Source organism: Bradyrhizobium sp. NP1, from assembly GCF_030378205.1.
Taxonomy (GTDB): Bacteria; Pseudomonadota; Alphaproteobacteria; order Rhizobiales; family Xanthobacteraceae; genus Bradyrhizobium.
On the sequence record NZ_CP127385.1, the window covers coordinates 1,440,477 to 1,456,613 of the forward strand.

Here is a 16,137-nt window from a genome sequence, read left to right on the forward strand (position 1 = left end):
TCAGCTCATTCGGCCGCGACCTGCGGCTTGCTCTTCCAGGCGCCGGCGGCCGGGCGCGGCAGGCCGAGATTCTCGCGCAGCGTCCTGCCGGCATAGTCTTTCTGGAACAGGCCGCGGCGCTGCAATTCAGGCACCACATGGCGCACGAAATCGGCGTAGGAGCCCGGCACATAGGTCGCGGCGATGACAAATCCGTCGCAGCCGCGGCCCGCGAACATTTCTTCCAGCCGGTCGGCGACTTCCTTCGGCCCGCCGACGATGGCGTCCTGGGTCTGGCCCCGTCCGGAAAAGGTGATGAAATCGCGCGTGGACGGATTGCTCTTGCCGGAGGTGCGCAGCACGCCGTCGCGGATGCCGAGCATTCCCTGCATGCCCTGCAATTCCTCCGTCGTCAGCGGCTCATCGATGCCCTTGGCGCCGAAGTCGAAGTTCAGGCCTTCCGCCAGCAGCGACAGCGCGTCGATCTCAAGCGGCAGCTTCCCGATCACCGCCATCCTGTCCTCGGCCTCTGCCTTGGTCGCGCCGCAGACCGGCGTCACCAGGTTGCAGAGAAAGATCTGGTCGGGATCGCGGCCGGCCCTTGCGGCCTCGTTGCGGATCGCGTCATAGCCTTGCCGTGCGTTCGCCAGCGTGCGCGCCGCCGTGAAGATGACCTCGCCCCAGCGGCCGGCGAAGCGCTGGCCGCGACCGGAGGCGCCGGCCTGGATGATGACGGGATGACCCTGCGGCGAGCGCGGCACCGTGAACGGCCCGCGTGATCTGAAGAAGGCTCCCTCATGGTCGAGCCGCTTGACCTTGCCGGGGTCGGCGAAGCGGCCGCTCTTCTTGTCGATGATCAGCGCGCCATCTTCCCAGGAATCCCAGTGGCCAAGCACCACTTCCATGAACTCGTCGGCGCGGTCGTAGCGCGGATCGTGCTCGAGGTGGTGTTCACGCCCCATGTTCTGCGCCTCGCCGTCATTGACCGAGGTGACGACGTTCCACCCGGCGCGGCCGCCGGTCATCAGGTCGAGGGTGGCGAAGCGACGCGCCACGTCGAACGGCTCGAAATAGGTGGTCGAGCAGGTCGAGGCGAGCCCGAGCTTCTCGGTGACCATGCCCATCGTCGTCAGCACGATGAGCGGGTCCATCTTCACGCAGCGGATGCCGTATTCGACGGTGTGGGCGTGGTCGTTGCCGTAGCGGTCCGGCATCGCCAGGCGATCGTCGAAGAAGGCCATGTGGAATTTGCCGGCTTCCAGGATTCTGGCGATCTCCTGGTAGTAATCAGCCGACATCGAATCGTCGCGGGACTCCGGATGACGCCACGAGCTCGGCAGATTGGTGCAGTTCTGCGCCTGCAGGAAGCCGATCAGTTTCATCTGCCGCGTCATGCCGCTCTCCTGTCCGGCCCGTTCACGCAAGGCCGAGCTCGTCCGCGACCTTGTAGTCCCGCGCCAGCACGCGCAGCCTGTCCCAGGTCGCGTCCTCGACCGCAATGCCCTCCTTGCGGCGCCGCTGCTCGCAGCGATATTCGACCTCGCCGGGACAGAGCACGCCGGTCGAGCCTTCGGAAGGAGGCGTCGATGTCAGGTAGCGGGCGAAGTCGGCGACGTCCTTCTTGAACTGATCGAGCGGACGGAAGGCGGCGACATTGAACACCGCCATGAAGCAGCCGTCATTGTGCCGGCCGGTCGGCTCGACGCCGAAGCCCAGGCCCGTCAGCAGGCCGCACAGCACCTCGACCATCGCGGCAAGGCCGCTTCCCTTGTAGCCTTCGCTGCCGCCGAGCGGCAGCAGCGCGCCGCCTTTGCGATATTGCGTGGGGTCGGTGGTGTGGCGGCCCTCGGCGTCGATGATCCAGCCCTTCGGAATCGCTTCGCCGCGGGCGACCGCGAGCTGGATCTTGCCGGCGGCGACCGCCGAGGTCGCCATGTCCAGATAGAACGGCGCCTCGAGGTCGGAGGGCACCGCGATCGAGATCGGATTGGTGCCGAGCCGCGGCTCGCGTCCGCCGAAGGGCGCGACATGTTTCGGCGAGCGCCCGGAATCGGCCGTGGCAATTCCGATCATGCCCGCGCGCGCCGCCATCAACGGATAGGCGGCAAGCCGCCCGACATGGCTCTGCCGGAACACGGTGCACGCCGCCACGTTGGCGGTCTTCGCCTTTTCGATCGTCAGCGCCATGGCCCTGGCGTTGACGCGAAAGCCGAAACCCCAATTGCCGTCGATCACCGTCGTCGTCGGCGATTCCTGCACGATGGTGAAGGGGGCGCCGGGCACGATATGGCCGGCCTTGATGCGGTCGATATAGGTCGGGATCGCGATCACGCCGTGGGAATCGTGGCCGGCGAGGTTGGCGTTGATGCAGCCGGTCGCGACCGCGCTTGCCTCTTCCTCCGATGCGCCGGCTGCCTTCAGCAGCGCCGCGCCGATCTGCGCAAGACGGTCGGCCTGGACGATCGGCATGAGCTTTCCTCGCAACCTGCCCGCCTCGGAAGCGGGTCTTGTTCCGCCCATGCTCGCAAAGCGATCGCGCGATGGCAATCGGCTCGGCGCGAATTCATGGGTGCATTGCAGCGAGCGGCCGGATGTTCGCGGGCCGGGGCCGCCCTTCGAGGGAGCCCAGCCAGGGTTGGTAGTTTTCCGGAGTTTTCGCCGCCTCCATTGGCAAGCCGTTTACTTTGAATCGCAGTTTATCACCGTTCCTAACGCCGGTTTAGGTTCCGCCTACGCACAAATTTCCACGCGGCGCGCTTGCCTGGCCGCAGGGAGCGAACGTTTTGCAGAGCAGTCTTGCCCGCATATTTGCAGCGTTGAGCGCGACCAACGAGGCGATCCTGTATGCGAAATCGCCGGAAGAGCTTTACCGGAAGGTCTGCGAGGCGGCGTTCTCCAGTGGCGATTTCCTCGCGGTCGCCGTGTTCCTGCTGGATTCCGACACCAGCCTGCTGCGTTTCGCTGCGGGTTTCGGCGAGGACATCGCGCGCCTTCGCAGCAGCGATATTTCGGTCGCGGCGGGCACGCCTGAAGGTTCCGGCGTCTGCGGCCACGCGTTTCGCGACCGGAAATTGTCCGTCAGCAATGACTTCCTCCACGATGCCCGTTCGCTCGCCTGGCGCCAGGGTGCGGAGCGCGGACGTGTCGGTGCGGCCGCGGCACTGCCGCTGATCTGCAACGGCGCGAGCGTCGGCGTGCTGATGGTGACGCGGCGGGAGCCAGCCTCGATCACCGGAGAAACGGTCGCGCTGCTGACGCGGCTGTCCGAGAACATTTGCTTCGCTCTCGACAATTTCGAGCGGGCGCAGCAGAAGGCCAGGGCCGATGCGGACCAGGAACGACTGACGCGGATGTTCGCCGCGCTCCACGCCACCAATGAAGCGATCATGCGCGCCAAGTCACGCGCCGAACTGTTCGATCTGGTCTGCGAGGCGGCGCTGGTCGGCGGTCATTTCACCTCGACGGCGATCGCGCTGGAGCGGCCTGGCGAGATCTTCCTGGAAAACGTCGCGGCCGCCGGGCCCTACCGCACGCAAGCGATGCAGGTGCGGCTCTCGGCGCATGCGCATCGCCCGGAAGGCCAGGGCATTGCCGGAATCGCCTTCCGCACCCGCGCGCCCTGCATCAGCAACGACTATCTTGCCGATTTCCGCGCCGGAAACTTCCACGAAGTCGCGCGCAAAAGCGGAATGAGGTCCGGCGCGGCGCTGCCGCTGCTCAAGGACGGTCGCGCGATCGGCTGCCTGATCTTCCGCTCGATCGAGCTCAATGCGTTCAGCCCCGAACTGATCGGGCTGCTGCAGCGCCTTGCGGAAAACATCTGCTTCGCGCTCGAGAATTTCGACCGTGCCGACGAAAAGGCGAGAGCCGACGAGCAGAAGGAAAAACTGGCGCGGATGTTCGCCGCGTTGAGCGCAACCAACGAAGCGATCGTGCGGGCGAAATCCCGCGCCGAGCTGTTCGAGCTTGTCTGCCACGCGATCGCCAAGGGCGGCAAGTTCCTCTCGACCAGCATCGCCCTCGCCAGTCCCGGCAGCGACGATCTCGAGATGGCGGCGGTGGCGGGGCCGATGGCGGCACGGATGCGGACGATCCGGCTTTCCACCGACGCGGAGCGGGAGGAGGGGCGCGGCCTCAGCGGCACCGCCTTCCGTTCGCGGCAGCCCTGCATCAGCAACGACTATCTCAGCGATCCGCGCGGCATCGCGTTTCACCCGGTGGCCCGTGAAGGCGGCTCGAAGTCGGGCGCCGCGTTTCCGCTGCTGGTGCGGGGGGCGACCGTCGGCGTCATCCTCTTCATCTCCGCGGAACGGCACACGTTCACGCCCGAATTCGCCGAGCTGCTGCAGCGGCTCGCCGACAATGTGTCGTTCGCGCTCGAGAATTTCGACCGCGCCGACGAAAAGCGCGAGGCGGACGAGCGCATCGAATATCTGGCTTCGCATGACAGCCTGACCCGGCTGCCGAACCGCGAAATGTTCAACGGCCTGCTGCGTTATGCAATCGCGACCGCGCAGCGGCATCAGCGGCGGCTTGCGGTGCTGTTCATCGACCTCGACCGCTTCAAGGTCGTCAATGATTCGCTGGGGCACGAGGCGGGCGACCTCCTGCTGCTCGAGGTCGCGAACCGCCTGAGCCGCGCACTGCGCGCGAGCGATGTGGTGGCGCGGCTCGGTGGCGACGAGTTCGTCGTCATCCTCGAGGAGTGCGGCGGGGTCGAGGATGTCGAACGGATCGCCGCCAGCCTGCTCTCGGTGCTCGGCCAGCCCGTCGAGCTCGGAGCCCATGAGTGCCACACCACCGCAAGTATCGGGATCGCGCTCTATCCCGAACACGGCGGCGATGCCCAGGCGCTGACCCGGAATGCCGACATGGCGATGTATCGCGCCAAGGAGGATGGCAAAAACGGCTTCCGGCTGTTCTCCCAGGACATCAAGCCGCAATCGATCGAGCGCCTGACGCTGGAGGCTGCGTTGCGCCGCGCACTGGAACGCGACCAGTTCTCGCTGCTCTATCAGCCCAAGGTGGACATGGCGAGCGGCCAGATCACCGGCGTCGAGGCCTTGTTGCGCTGGACCCTGCCGGATCGCGGGTCGGTGCCGCCGCTGCAATTCATTCCGCTTGCCGAGGAGACCGGGTTGATCGTGCCGATCGGCCGCTGGGTGCTGGAGCAGGCCTGCGGGCAGACCATGGCCTGGCGGCGGGCTGGCCTGCGGCAGGTGACGATGGCGGTCAACCTTTCGCCACGGCAGTTCGCCGACGAGCGCCTGCTGCAGGATATCGACGAGGCGCTGGCCGCAAGCGGCCTGTCGCCGTCGCTGCTGCAGCTCGAGGTCACCGAAAGCATGATGATGCGCAACGTCGCCCGTGCGGTGCGCACCCTCGACGCGATCCAGAGCCGCGGCATCCGGCTGGCGATCGACGATTTCGGGACCGGCTATTCGTCGATGTCGCTGATGAAGCAGTTCCCGATCGACACCATCAAGATCGACCGTTCGTTCGTCCGCGACCTGCCCGATGATGCCGAGGATCAGGCGATCGCCCAGGCGATCATCAGCATGGGCAAGGCGCTCGGCATGACCGTGATCGCGGAGGGTGTCGAGACGCCGGAGCAGCGCGACTTCCTGCGGCAGCGCGGCTGCGACGAGATGCAGGGTTTCCTGTTCTCCAAGCCGCTGCCGCCGCTGCAGATGGCAACGCTGCTCGGTCCGGTCCCTGCGCTCGTGTCACCGCCGCTGCAGCCGGAGGGTCGCGCGCTGAGGCCGCGACCAAGGCTGCGACGCGCGGCGGTCTGAGCTATTTGGTCTCCGCGACCTTGGTCGCCGTCGCCGGCCCTTCGCCCATGATCAGGAGCACCGCGTCCTCGTCCTTGGCACCGTCCCAATGCACCTGCTTGCCGTAATGGGTCACGAAGCTTCCCACGGGCATCGGCACGGTGCCGTGCTCAGGATCGAACTTGGACCCTGAGCCGACCCACCAGGTGCCTTGCAGCACGACGATGTAGCGGTCGTTGGGGTGGAAGTGCGGATGGCTGAAATGGTTGCCCTTGGTCCACTTGTTGTAGACCATGTAGAAGCCCGGCTTGCTGGGATCGCCGATCACCACGGCGACCTGGGCGCCCGCGGCGTTGACCGGCCCCCAGGGAATCTGGTCGGGCAGCTTGTAGACCACGGCTGCGGGATTGAGCTCCGCCGCCGAACCGATCGACAGCATCCCCGCGAAGCACACTGGTAACGCCAGAGATCGCAAGAACCGCCTGGTCGCCTTCATCTGATCCTCCCAACATTGTGAACCGAGCGCGCTTTTCCTCGGATGTTAGCCGTCCGCTTTGTCGGCCGACAAGGCGCGCGCACGCATGCGTGGCAAGCACCGTTGCGGGCCGAAACAACGCATCTGCAGCATGAAAAAGCATTTACGCCTGAAGCCGCGGTGCTACGTTTGCGCGCCAACAAAAACATCCTGGCGGGAGGAATAAACTGATGAAGCATGTGTCGATACTCGCGGCGGGCCTTCTGGTCGGCGTTGCCGCATTCCAATATGCGACCACGGCGTCCGGCCAGAGCGACGGCTGGATCACGCTGCTCGACGCCAGCAACAAGGGCGACTGGAGCGAGGTCGGCAAGGCCAATTGGCAGATGAAGGACGGCGCGCTGGTGGCCGACAAGCTCGACGGCAAGGACCTCGCCTATCTTGTCACCAAAAATTCATACAAGGATTTCCAGATCAGGGCGGAGTTCTGGGTCGACGAGGAGGCCAACAGCGGCGTCTTCATCCGTTGCGACCAGTCCGACAAGATCGACGCCAAGATCTGCTATGAGGTGAACATCTTCGACAAGCGCCCGGATCCGACCTATGGCACCGGCGCGATCGTCGATGTCGCCAAGGTCGATCCGATGCCCAAGGCGGCCGGCAAGTGGAACACCTATGAGATCACGGCCAAGGGTCCGCATCTGACCATCGTGCTCAACGGGCAGAAGACCGCCGAGGTGGATGATTCAAAGCATCTCAGCGGGCCGTTCGCGCTGCAATACGGCTCCGGCGTGGTCAAATTCCGCAAGGTGCAGATCAAGCCGCTCTAGGCGCGCCTGCGGCTGCGGGCGCCGCTTGCGGCGTCCGCGTTCGGCGGGCAGCGGTCGATGCCCGGGCCCGCGCGGTGGAGATCGCCGCCCGCAAAAGAAGAGTCAGCTCTGCCTGGTCGGATCGGTGACCGAGGGAGGGCTCTCGTTGAACAGCAGATAGAGCGCGCGCGGATTGGTGGTCAGATAGCGCCAGAACAGCCGGCGCGGCTCCAGCCAGATGCGCCAGGCCCATTCGAGGCCGGCGTCCTGCAGCAATCGCGGCGCCCGGGCGCGGCTGCCCGAGAGGAAGTTGAACAGCCCGCCCGAGGTCTTGATCACCCCGACATTGCCGAGCTTCGAGGCGAACTCCTCGACGAAGGCCTGCTCGTAGGGAACGCCAAGCGCGACCCACAGGCAATCCGGCGCCAGGGCGTTGATCTCGTCGACCTTGGCGCGCAGTGCATCGCCGCGCAGATAGCCATGGGAATGTCCGACGATCCGCAAGGTCGGATGCCGCTTCTGCACGTTGGCAACGGCGACGGCGTTTTCCGCCTCAGAAGCGCCGAACATGTAGAAGGTGAGCCCCGCCGCCGCGGCCTTGCGGGCGACGATATCGAACAGGTCGGTGGTGGCGACGCGCTCCGGCAACGGCGTCGGCGACTTGAAGCGCGAGACGGTGACGAGCGGCTGGCCGTCGGCATTGATGAGGTCGGCCGAGCGGAACAGCCGCTCGGTCATCGGCTCGGTCGAGCAGCGCGCCAGCACCTCGCCATTGGCCGAGGTCAAATAGAGCGGCCGGCCGATCCGGCGATGCGGAAACGCCATCTCGATCATGAAATTCGCGGTCTGCTCGATATCGAGCACGGCAAGGCGCAGGCCGCCGAGCGTGATCCGGCGGATGTCGGCGGTTGCGGCTCTTCCGAGCGGGTTGATGCGGCGCTCAAGCATATCGTCGATCCCGTTGCGGCGCCGCAGCCGGCGCGCTGAGTTCGTTGAGGATGACGCCGGCGAGCTTGTGCTGGGCGTCACCCAGTGCTGTGATGATGTCTTCCATGCTGTCGTTGATGTCGAGATCGACCGGCAACACGGCAATGATGCCGTCGGCCGCCTCGATCAAGTGCCGGTCGGAGGCGCTCCAGGGCAGCGCCGGACCGTCAAGCACCACGAGATCGTAACCGTCGGCGGAGCGCGCCTGCGCCAGCGCCTTGTCGATCGGTTCGGCGGCGCGGCTGCTCTTGGCCAAGGGCAGGATGGAGATGCCGTTCTCGGTCCTGATCGCGGCCGCCGCCCTGTTGCCGATCGAGAGCCAGCCGAGCCGGCTCGGCTCGGGCTTGCCGAGACGGGCGGCCTTGTTCGAGAGCTGGCGCGCTTGCGGGTCGGCATCGATGATCAGCACCCGCGCCTTGTCGCGCGCGGCGGCGAGCGCGAAGTTGAGCGCGGCGATGCTGCGTGCCTCGCCGCTGCCGGCGCCGATCACGGCGATCACGGGCATGGCGTTGCCGGGCGCGCGGCGCGCCACCGCGGCGCGGATGTCGCGCAAGGCATTGAGCAGCGTCGTCAGCGGAAAGCCCGGACGCAGCGTCGGCCAGCCCAGGCGCGAGACGTCGGCGCTGCCGCCGATCATCAGAATGCTGCCAAGCGTGCGGATCACGTCGGATTCCTGCAAACGGGCAATCAGCGGCTTTTCCACCGCAGCCACCGGCGGCCGCGATGCCCGGTCGGCCGGTTGCTTCGCCGCTGAAGCGGGGGATGTCGTTTCGCTCTGCCTGGGCTGCGGCCGTTCCGTCTCCGGCGACAGCCGATCGGCGGCGACGAACCAGGCCGCGCTGGCAAGTCCGCCGAGCAGGAAGCCGATCATGGCGATCAGGCTCATCGCCGGCGGGAATGAGCGCCGCTGCGGCACATTGGCTTCGCTGGTGATGCGCGCGGCGGACGTATTCAGGCTCTCTTGTTCCTCGGTCTCGCGGGAGCGCTTGAGAAACGCCTGGTAGACGTCGCGATTGGCTTCGACGTCGCGTTCGAGCTCGCGCAGGCGGACCGAGGCCTGGCCGAGCTGAAGGCTCTGCCGCTTCTGCGCGTCCAGCGCCCGGCCGAGCGATGCCTCGAAGTCGCGGGCGCGCGTGAGGTCGTTCTTCGCCGACTGCGCGACGCGGTCGAGCTCCTCGTTGATGGTCCGGCGCAGGTCCTCGACCTGCTTCTCGGTCTGGCGCAGCGCAGGATGCAGCGGCCCGAGCTCGGCGGCCAGCTCCGCATAGCGCTTGCGCGTCTCAGCATATTGCGCCCGCAGGTTGGCGATGGTCGGCGATTGCAGGGCCTCGGGGATGGCGCCGACGTCGGTCGCGGCGCGGCGGCTCGCCTCGATCTGGTCGTAGCGCGCCTGGGCGTCGAGTGTCTGCGCCCGCGCCGCGGCGAGCCGCTGGTTGGAGGCGGAAAGCTGCTGGTCGCTGATCAGCGTATCCTGGGTGCCGACGAAATTGTTCTGCGCCTTGTAGGTGGCAAGCGCAGTCTCGGCGTTGCGCAGCCGTTCCTTCAGTTCCTTCAGCCGCGAAGAGAGATCGGTCGTGGCGCGCCGCGCGGCAGTCGCCTGGGTGTTCTTGGATTCCGCGAGGTAGGCGCTGGCGATGGCGTTGGCGAGCCGCGCCGCCTTTTCCGGCTCGCGTGCCCACACCTCGACGTCGACCACGAAGCTGCGGTCGGTCTTGCGGATGGTGATGTGACGGTTCAGCAGCTCGAGCGCGGTCATCTGCGCGAGCTTGGCGCTACCGGCCGAGTGCAGCTCGATGCCGAACAGACCGAGCAGCGACGCCAGGGGGCCCTTCGACTCCCCGCCAAACTCCGGGTCCTTGTCGAGGCCGTTCTGCTCGATCACCTGGAGCAGCACCACGTTCGAGGTGATCAGCCGCGACTGGCTTTCCACCACCATGGCGAGGCCCGACACGTCCTGCGTGCGCGGGGTGAGCTCGCGCTCGACGAGCTGCAGTTCGCGCGGATCGACATAGAGCTGCGCGGACGCGGTATAGCGCGGCGTCAGGCTCTTGCCGATGGCAACCGCAGCACAAGTGCAGATCACCGCGGCGAGGAGGATGGCTTTCCTGCGTTGCCACAGCAATCCGCTGAGCTCGAACACGCTGAAGGCGGCGGGGGACCGCCCAGCTATCCGCCCCTCGGGCCTGGCCTGATCCGCGCCCTGATCCCTGAGCTGATCCTTCGCCTGATCCTTCGCCTGATCCTTCGCCTGATCCTTGGGCTGATCGTTCGCCTGATCCTTGGTCTGATCCTTGGCCGGATCCTTGGCCTGATTTATCGGCTGGTCATAGACAAGCATGGTCCCCAGCTTCCGTTCGAACTGCCCGCATCGGCTGAGGGGGTACGCTTCGGGCAACGCCCCGCGCACGAATGGTCCGCGCAACACCAACGCAACAGGAAAAATTAACCATACGCATTGAGGGACTATTCACCCAAATGGCAAAGAAAGCGTTTAAGCGGCGTCCACTCGCGGCGCTGTGCAAAAACGGGATCGGCGAGGCAGCATCTGTCTCGCGGCAGGACCCCGCGATTGCGGCCCGTCGCCCGTCGGCACCGAGCGCCGCGCCCGATCGCCGGCAAATGGCCGGCGATTGCGCCCGTGCGGTACCCGGAAGAACTGCTCTGCTACTCACGCGTCTCATTGCGCACCTCACGCAGCAAGTTCGGTGCCGAAGCGCAACTGGCGAACGCGCGGCGTTTACGTTTGATTCACGCTTGGTTAATGCGCGGTGTATTAGAGTTAACTCGATGAGCGATCGCGTCGGCGTTGCCGAGAGCCAGCCAGTTCTCTAGATCGTCCATCGAAACCGGCGCGCTTGGCCGCGCTTCTCGCGGAGCCGATCAGGATTCGCCGGGCTGGCGCGGCGGTCGGATAGCCGGCAAAGAACATCGCGAATGCGAGCCTCGATGGACAGTTCTGACTTCAGCGTGAAACCGCCGCGTGTCGCAGTCGCGATGACGCGGTCACTTGGCCGATCGATCGAGGCGGTGGTCTGCGTGCCGACGTTTCGGCGGCCGCAACATCTTGAGCTCACATTGCAGTCGCTCGCGCAGCAGCGGACCACGCGGCGCTTCGCCGTCGTCGTCGTCGAGAACGACGCGGTGGCACGGGAAGGAGCGGGGGTCGCTGCGGCTTTTCTTGACCAGAGCGGGCTCGCCGGGCTCTGCCTGATCGAGCCGCGCCAGGGCAACTGCCACGCGATCAACGCCGCCTTCGAAGCGGCGCGCGAGGCATTCCCCGAAGCTTCGCATTTTCTCATGATCGACGACGACGAGATCGCTTCCGCCGATTGGCTGGAGCGAATGGTGCGCGCCGCCGAAGCCACGGGGGCCGAGGTCGTCGGCGGACCCGTTGTGCCGCGCTTTACCGACGACGCGCGGCCGGAACTGCAAGGTCATCCTGCGTTTCATCCGGCCTACGCGGTGAGCGGGCCGGTGCCGCTGATCTATGGATCCGGCAACTGCCTTATCGCGCGGCGGGTATTCGAGCGGCTGGATGAGCCGGCATTCGACTTGCGCTTCAATTTCCTCGGCGGCGGCGATCTTGATTTCTTCACGCGGTGCCGCAGGAGCGGCATTCGCTTCTATTGGGAAGCGGCTGCGACGATAACCGAAACCGTGCCGGCGAGCCGTGTCCGGTCGGACTGGCTGGCGCTGCGCGGATTGCGGATAGGCGCCATCAACTATCTGGTCGAGTTCAAGGCGGCGCGGACCGTCTGGTTGCGCGCGAGATTGCTGGCCAAGATGCTGGCGCTGTTCCCGCTCTCGCTGTTTCGCGCCGTCAGGCTCTATTTCAAGCAGCGCCAGCCGCTCATCGCCCTGCATCCGATCATCATCGCCGTCGGCGGCGCGCTGGCGTCGGTCGGAATCGAGCCGCAACCCTACAAAGCCGCCAAGGGCAGCTCTTGAGTCAGTTGTTCGATGCGCCGGGGGTTCAAGCCGTTGTCGGTGGATTGCGCCGGCAGCAGGTGATGGATGTGACGCGGGGTGCGGCGTTCGTCGGCGCTTTCCTGCTGGCCTGGGTCTCGCTCCATCCGTTCCCCGATCTCAGCGACAAGCACTGGGGCGATGTAACCCTGGGCAGCGAGACGCTGACCTACGCGGCATTCGGCTGCCTCGCCGTGCTGATGGCCGCACTGGTGATCCGCGACAACATGCCGGGGCTGAAGACGCTGGCCTCGCCCGGCTATTTGCTGTTCGGCGGCTGGATTGTCGTGACAGTGCTGACCTCGCTCGATCCGGGCACCTCGCTGCGGCGATTTGTGCTGACGGCCTGTGCGCTCGTGGTGGCTGCGGCCATGCCGTTACTGCCGAAGGACGAAGGCGAGCTGGCGCGCTGGATCGCCGTTGCCACGCTCGGGCTGCTGGCGATCTGCTATCTCGGCCTCCTGCTGGTTCCGAATTTGTCGATTCATCTGGCAACCGACGGCCAGGAGCCGGCGCTGGCCGGAGACTGGCGCGGGTCGTTCGGCCACAAGAACTCCGCCTCGGCGGTCATGGCGATGGTGCTGTTCCTTGGCATCTATGTTCTGCGTTCCGGCGCGTGGCTGTCCGGCATCACGATCGTCGCGCTTACGGCGCTGTTTCTTTGCGGAGCCGGCGGCAAGAGCTCGCTGGTGCTGTCCTTTGCCGTGCTGGTGGTGACGTCGGTGACGATGGTGGTGCGGGCGTTCTGGCTTCGCGCCCTGGCGATGCTGACGCCGTTGCTGCTGCTCAACCTGCTGAGCATAGGCACCGTGATCGATGACAGTCTCGCCGGCCTCACCAGGATGCTGCCGCTGGACACGAGCTTCACGGGTCGCACGGAGATCTGGAGCTTTGCACTAAGCGCGGCGCAGCTGCGGCCGTGGACGGGGTATGGCTTCGCCGCGTTCTGGGGAGGTCCGTGGATCAGGAGCCAGCCTGACGGCGCGGAGTGGTTCGCGACCGCCTCCGACAGCCATAATGGCTATCTGGACATCGCGCTGGCGATGGGGCTGCCAGGGCTCGTGCTGCTGGTCGTGGTGCTCGTCATTGCGCCGCTGCGGGATTTTCACGCCGCCGATAACAATGGCAACCGCGGACCGCTGGCGATGGCTTTTCAGCAGATCTGGCTGTTCGGAATCTACGCGGCGTCGATGGGGGGCTTCTTCCTCGATCGCCATGATCCGGTTTGGTTTACTTTCATGGTTGCGGTATTCGGCCTGCATTATCTGGCGCGATTTCGCCTGCGGTCCTGAGCCGCACGTTAGCCATAGCTGGCAAACGAAGGGGCCCGATGGGCGGTTTCGCCCTTTTTGGCACCTCTTTTGCCAGAACTGCACGGAGGAGCCGGATCGTCATCTCATATCGGGATGGCGTCGGGGAAATTGCGGTCCCGCCTCGGGCGGGCATTGAGCATTAAAGTCTATCGAGCGACGAACATCGTGTCTTGAGCCAGCTTTCAACCATATCGCAGGCCGGCGTCATCGTCGACGGATTGCGCCGTCAGCAGGTGATGAACGTGGTGCGTGGCGCCACCTTTGTCGGCGCCCTGCTGCTCGCCTGGATATCGCTGCATCCGTTCACGGATCTCAGCAATGTGCTGCTCAGCGAACTGACCAATGGCAACGAGACGCTGACCTACGCCGCGTTCGGCGCGCTCGCTTTCCTGATGGTGGCGCTGGTGGCGCGCCAAAGCGTGCCGGCGTTCGCAAGCCTGCTTTCGCCTGCCTATCTGCTGTTCGGCGGCTGGATCGTGGCGACCGTGGCGCTGTCGCTCGAGCCGGACACCTCGTTCCGCCGTTTCGCGCTGACGGCATGCGTCGTCACGGTGGCTGCGACGCTGCTGCTGCTGCCGAAATCGAAGAGCCAGTTGATTCGATGGTTCAGCATCGCGACATTGATGCTGCTTGCCGTCTGCTATCTCGGCGTTCTGCTCGTGCCACATCTGTCGATGCACCTGGCGACCGACGCCCAGGAGCCGGCGCTCGCGGGCAGCTGGCGCGGTTCGTTCGGCCACAAGAACATGGCGGCGGCCGTGATCGCCATGGTGCTGTTCCTCGGCATCTATGTCCTCCGCTCCGGCGCGCTTCTGTCGGGCGGCGCCATCGTCGCGCTGTCATCGGTGTTCCTGCTGTTTTCCGCGGGCAAGAGCTCGCTGATGCTGAGCATGGGCGTGATCTTGCTGAGCTCGCTTGCGGCGGTCGTCGGTTCGTTCTGGCTGCGCGCGATCATGTTGCTGTCGCCGATGGTGCTGCTCAATCTGCTCACGCTCGGCACTGTCGTCAGCGAGCACCTCGCCGCCATCGCGCGGCTGCTGCCGCTGGACACGAGCTTCACCGGCCGCACCGACATCTGGACCTTTGGCCTGCAGGCGGCGCAGCTCCGGCTTTTCACCGGCTACGGTTTTGCCGCCTTCTGGGGCAGCAGCTCGGTCAAGAACCTGCCCGAAGGCATGGAGTGGGCGGCAACGGCCGCGCACAGTCACAACGGCTATCTCGATACCACGCTTGCCATGGGCCTGCCCGGGCTGGCGCTGCTCGTGGCCGTGCTGGTGTTCGCGCCGCTGCGAAATTTTCACGAAGCCGAGCGCCGCGGCAATGGCGGCCCGCTCGCAATGGCGTTCCTGCAGATCTGGCTGTTCGGAATCTACCTGTCGTCGCTGGAGAGCTTCTTCTTCGATCGCGACGATCCGATCTGGATCACCTTCCTGGTCGCGGTGTTCGGCCTGCACTATCTGGCGCGCTTCCGCGTCAGGGAGTGAGCAGTGCCCGGATCGCTTCCGCGGTGTCACGCCACCAGCCGGCGAAGTCGAAGGGAATCCGCGCGGGCGTCGATTTCACCGCGGCGAGTATGGCATCCGCATAGGCCTCGTCGCCGGCGCCGCGCGCCACCAGCACGATCGCGCCGCGCGCGATCAGCTCGCGAAAGCGCGGATGGTGAGCAAGCTCGCCGGCATCGGCCGGCGCGGTGACGACGACCGGCCGGCCGGACTGTGCCCCGGTGAGGACGCTCGATCGGCGCGCGGTGAGGCCCTCGTCAAGCGGATAGCAGAACGCGTCGATCTCGCCGAACAGGCCGAACAGCTCGGCGTCGGACGCGACGAAGCCCGTGACCATGACGTCATCGGCGACCCCGAGCTCCGCGGCGCGCGCATGAAACTCTTCCTCGACACGGTCCATGCCGCGGATGAAGGACCCGACATAGACCATCAGGGGATTGGCGCCGCGCTGCTTCAATTGCGCGCAGATGCGAAGCAGTGCGTTGGGCTGCTTCGCGGGATAGATCGAACCGAAATGACCGACCAGCAGCCGGCCTTCCTTCCTTGCTGCAGCGAGGCGGCGGCGCAGGTCGGAGTCGGCGGTCGTGGCGGGCGCATCGATGTTCGGCGGCAGCGGTGCCATCACGCACCTTTCGGCGGTCCAGCCGATCACGGAATCACACGCGAGTTCCTGGCGCACCAGCGGCGAGAACATCACGATGTGGTTTGCCAGCAGCAGCGCCGGGACGTAGGTGATGCGCCGCAGCCAGTGCAGCGAAGCCCATTCGTGCAGGACCAGGATGGCGCGTCGCCGCCGCAGCCGCGCAAATGCGAGCGCGACCAGAGGACGCAGGATCACGCGCTTCCAGGCGACGATCGGGAAATTGCAGACCACGTTGTCCGCCGAATTTGTCGCGCGCCATATTGCCGCGATCGAGCCCTCGGTCCGTGTCAAGGTTAACGACGTGGTCTCGCCGGGCGCGAGCTTCTCGAGCGCCTCGCCGAGCCGCAGCGTGAACTGGCCGACCCCGCACTGCATCTGCGGCCCGGCGCCGAGCAGCAGCGTCCGAAAGGCGGGATGTTTTGGCATTTCGCGAGCGGCCGGCATGTTCTCTGGGAATTCCCGACCAGCCATACATCGCGGACATTAGCTTCCGGTAAGCGGCGCATGCGTGCCGGGCATTGATCTTGCCAGACAGAAGACATCGGGCCGCTCGCCGTCTCATATCGAGACAGGATCGGGCACGCACGATCGCGTTCGTAACAAGCAAGGAACCTGCACCGATAAGGAAGTGTTCAAACCGGGACGCTACGACCGCTAGGCCCGGATGGACGGCTTTTCGCAAGCAGGCG

10 protein-coding genes and 1 pseudogene are annotated in these 16,137 nt (G+C 65.9%); 5 read left to right on the forward strand and 6 right to left on the reverse strand.

The window, feature by feature from the left end; all coding sequences use genetic code 11:
- Positions 1–5: 5 nt before the first annotated feature.
- Both QOU61_RS06860 and QOU61_RS06865 read right to left on the reverse strand, forming a co-directional pair.
- Positions 6–1,373: an LLM class flavin-dependent oxidoreductase gene (locus tag QOU61_RS06860; RefSeq protein ID WP_289657361.1), complete on the reverse strand. Its 1,368-nt coding sequence runs from the start codon at positions 1,371–1,373 to the stop codon at positions 6–8.
- Positions 1,374–1,395: 22 nt separating this feature from the next.
- Positions 1,396–2,448 (reverse strand): Ldh family oxidoreductase, encoded by a 1,053-nt coding sequence (locus tag QOU61_RS06865; protein ID WP_289657362.1) that lies wholly within the window; start codon positions 2,446–2,448, stop codon positions 1,396–1,398.
- Between the two features lie 317 nt (positions 2,449–2,765).
- On the opposite strand from QOU61_RS06865, the pseudogene QOU61_RS06870 reads away from it, so the two are divergent.
- Positions 2,766–5,774 (forward strand): annotated as a pseudogene (locus QOU61_RS06870) (bifunctional diguanylate cyclase/phosphodiesterase); the annotation flags it as partial.
- Between the two features lies 1 nt (position 5,775).
- Here QOU61_RS06870 and QOU61_RS06875 read toward each other — a convergent pair.
- Complete coding sequence (locus QOU61_RS06875; RefSeq protein ID WP_289657363.1) at positions 5,776–6,249, reverse strand: cupin domain-containing protein; 474 nt, start codon at positions 6,247–6,249, stop codon at positions 5,776–5,778.
- A gap of 209 nt (positions 6,250–6,458) precedes the next feature.
- Here QOU61_RS06875 and QOU61_RS06880 point away from each other — a divergent pair, with 209 nt between their 5' ends.
- A complete protein-coding gene (locus tag QOU61_RS06880; protein ID WP_289657364.1) occupies positions 6,459–7,058 on the forward strand; it encodes a 3-keto-disaccharide hydrolase in 600 nt (199 codons plus the stop codon).
- Between the two features lie 102 nt (positions 7,059–7,160).
- Here the strand turns inward: QOU61_RS06880 and QOU61_RS06885 are convergent, their stop codons facing one another.
- Positions 7,161–7,985: a WecB/TagA/CpsF family glycosyltransferase gene (locus tag QOU61_RS06885; RefSeq protein ID WP_289657365.1), complete on the reverse strand. Its 825-nt coding sequence runs from the start codon at positions 7,983–7,985 to the stop codon at positions 7,161–7,163.
- Complete coding sequence (locus QOU61_RS06890; RefSeq protein WP_289657366.1) at positions 7,978–10,362, reverse strand: GumC family protein; 2,385 nt, start codon at positions 10,360–10,362, stop codon at positions 7,978–7,980. Before QOU61_RS06890 ends, QOU61_RS06885 begins: the two co-directional genes overlap by 8 nt.
- Before the next feature lie 608 nt (positions 10,363–10,970).
- On the opposite strand from QOU61_RS06890, the gene QOU61_RS06895 reads away from it, so the two are divergent.
- The 3 genes from QOU61_RS06895 (at position 10,971) to QOU61_RS06905 (ending at position 14,787) form a co-directional block, all read left to right on the forward strand.
- Positions 10,971–11,972, forward strand: a complete 1,002-nt coding sequence (locus tag QOU61_RS06895; protein ID WP_289657367.1) for a glycosyltransferase family 2 protein — start codon at positions 10,971–10,973, stop codon at positions 11,970–11,972.
- Positions 11,969–13,282, forward strand: a complete 1,314-nt coding sequence (locus QOU61_RS06900) for an O-antigen ligase family protein (RefSeq protein ID WP_289657368.1) — start codon at positions 11,969–11,971, stop codon at positions 13,280–13,282. The genes QOU61_RS06895 and QOU61_RS06900 overlap by 4 nt, the downstream gene beginning before the upstream one ends.
- A 191-nt stretch (positions 13,283–13,473) precedes the next feature.
- Entirely contained in the window at positions 13,474–14,787 is a 1,314-nt protein-coding gene (locus QOU61_RS06905) for an O-antigen ligase family protein (RefSeq protein WP_289657369.1), read from the forward strand.
- Here QOU61_RS06905 and QOU61_RS06910 read toward each other — a convergent pair.
- Positions 14,777–15,892 (reverse strand): glycosyltransferase, encoded by a 1,116-nt coding sequence (locus QOU61_RS06910; RefSeq protein WP_289657370.1) that lies wholly within the window; start codon positions 15,890–15,892, stop codon positions 14,777–14,779. The genes QOU61_RS06905 and QOU61_RS06910 overlap by 11 nt on opposite strands.
- Between the last annotated feature and the right edge of the window lie 245 nt (positions 15,893–16,137).

Excerpts from the sequence above, each read along its gene's own strand:
- QOU61_RS06860 (WP_289657361.1), bottom strand. The coding sequence starts at position 1,373 with ATGACGCGGCAGATGAAACTGATCGGCTTCCTGCAGGCGCAGAACTGC.
- QOU61_RS06865 (WP_289657362.1), bottom strand. The coding sequence starts at position 2,448 with ATGCCGATCGTCCAGGCCGACCGTCTTGCGCAGATCGGCGCGGCGCTG.
- QOU61_RS06875 (WP_289657363.1), bottom strand. The coding sequence starts at position 6,249 with ATGAAGGCGACCAGGCGGTTCTTGCGATCTCTGGCGTTACCAGTGTGC.
- QOU61_RS06880 (WP_289657364.1), top strand. The coding sequence starts at position 6,459 with ATGAAGCATGTGTCGATACTCGCGGCGGGCCTTCTGGTCGGCGTTGCC.
- QOU61_RS06885 (WP_289657365.1), bottom strand. The coding sequence starts at position 7,985 with ATGCTTGAGCGCCGCATCAACCCGCTCGGAAGAGCCGCAACCGCCGAC.
- QOU61_RS06890 (WP_289657366.1), bottom strand. The coding sequence starts at position 10,362 with ATGCTTGTCTATGACCAGCCGATAAATCAGGCCAAGGATCCGGCCAAG.
- QOU61_RS06895 (WP_289657367.1), top strand. The coding sequence starts at position 10,971 with ATGGACAGTTCTGACTTCAGCGTGAAACCGCCGCGTGTCGCAGTCGCG.
- QOU61_RS06910 (WP_289657370.1), bottom strand. The coding sequence starts at position 15,892 with ATGCCGGCCGCTCGCGAAATGCCAAAACATCCCGCCTTTCGGACGCTG.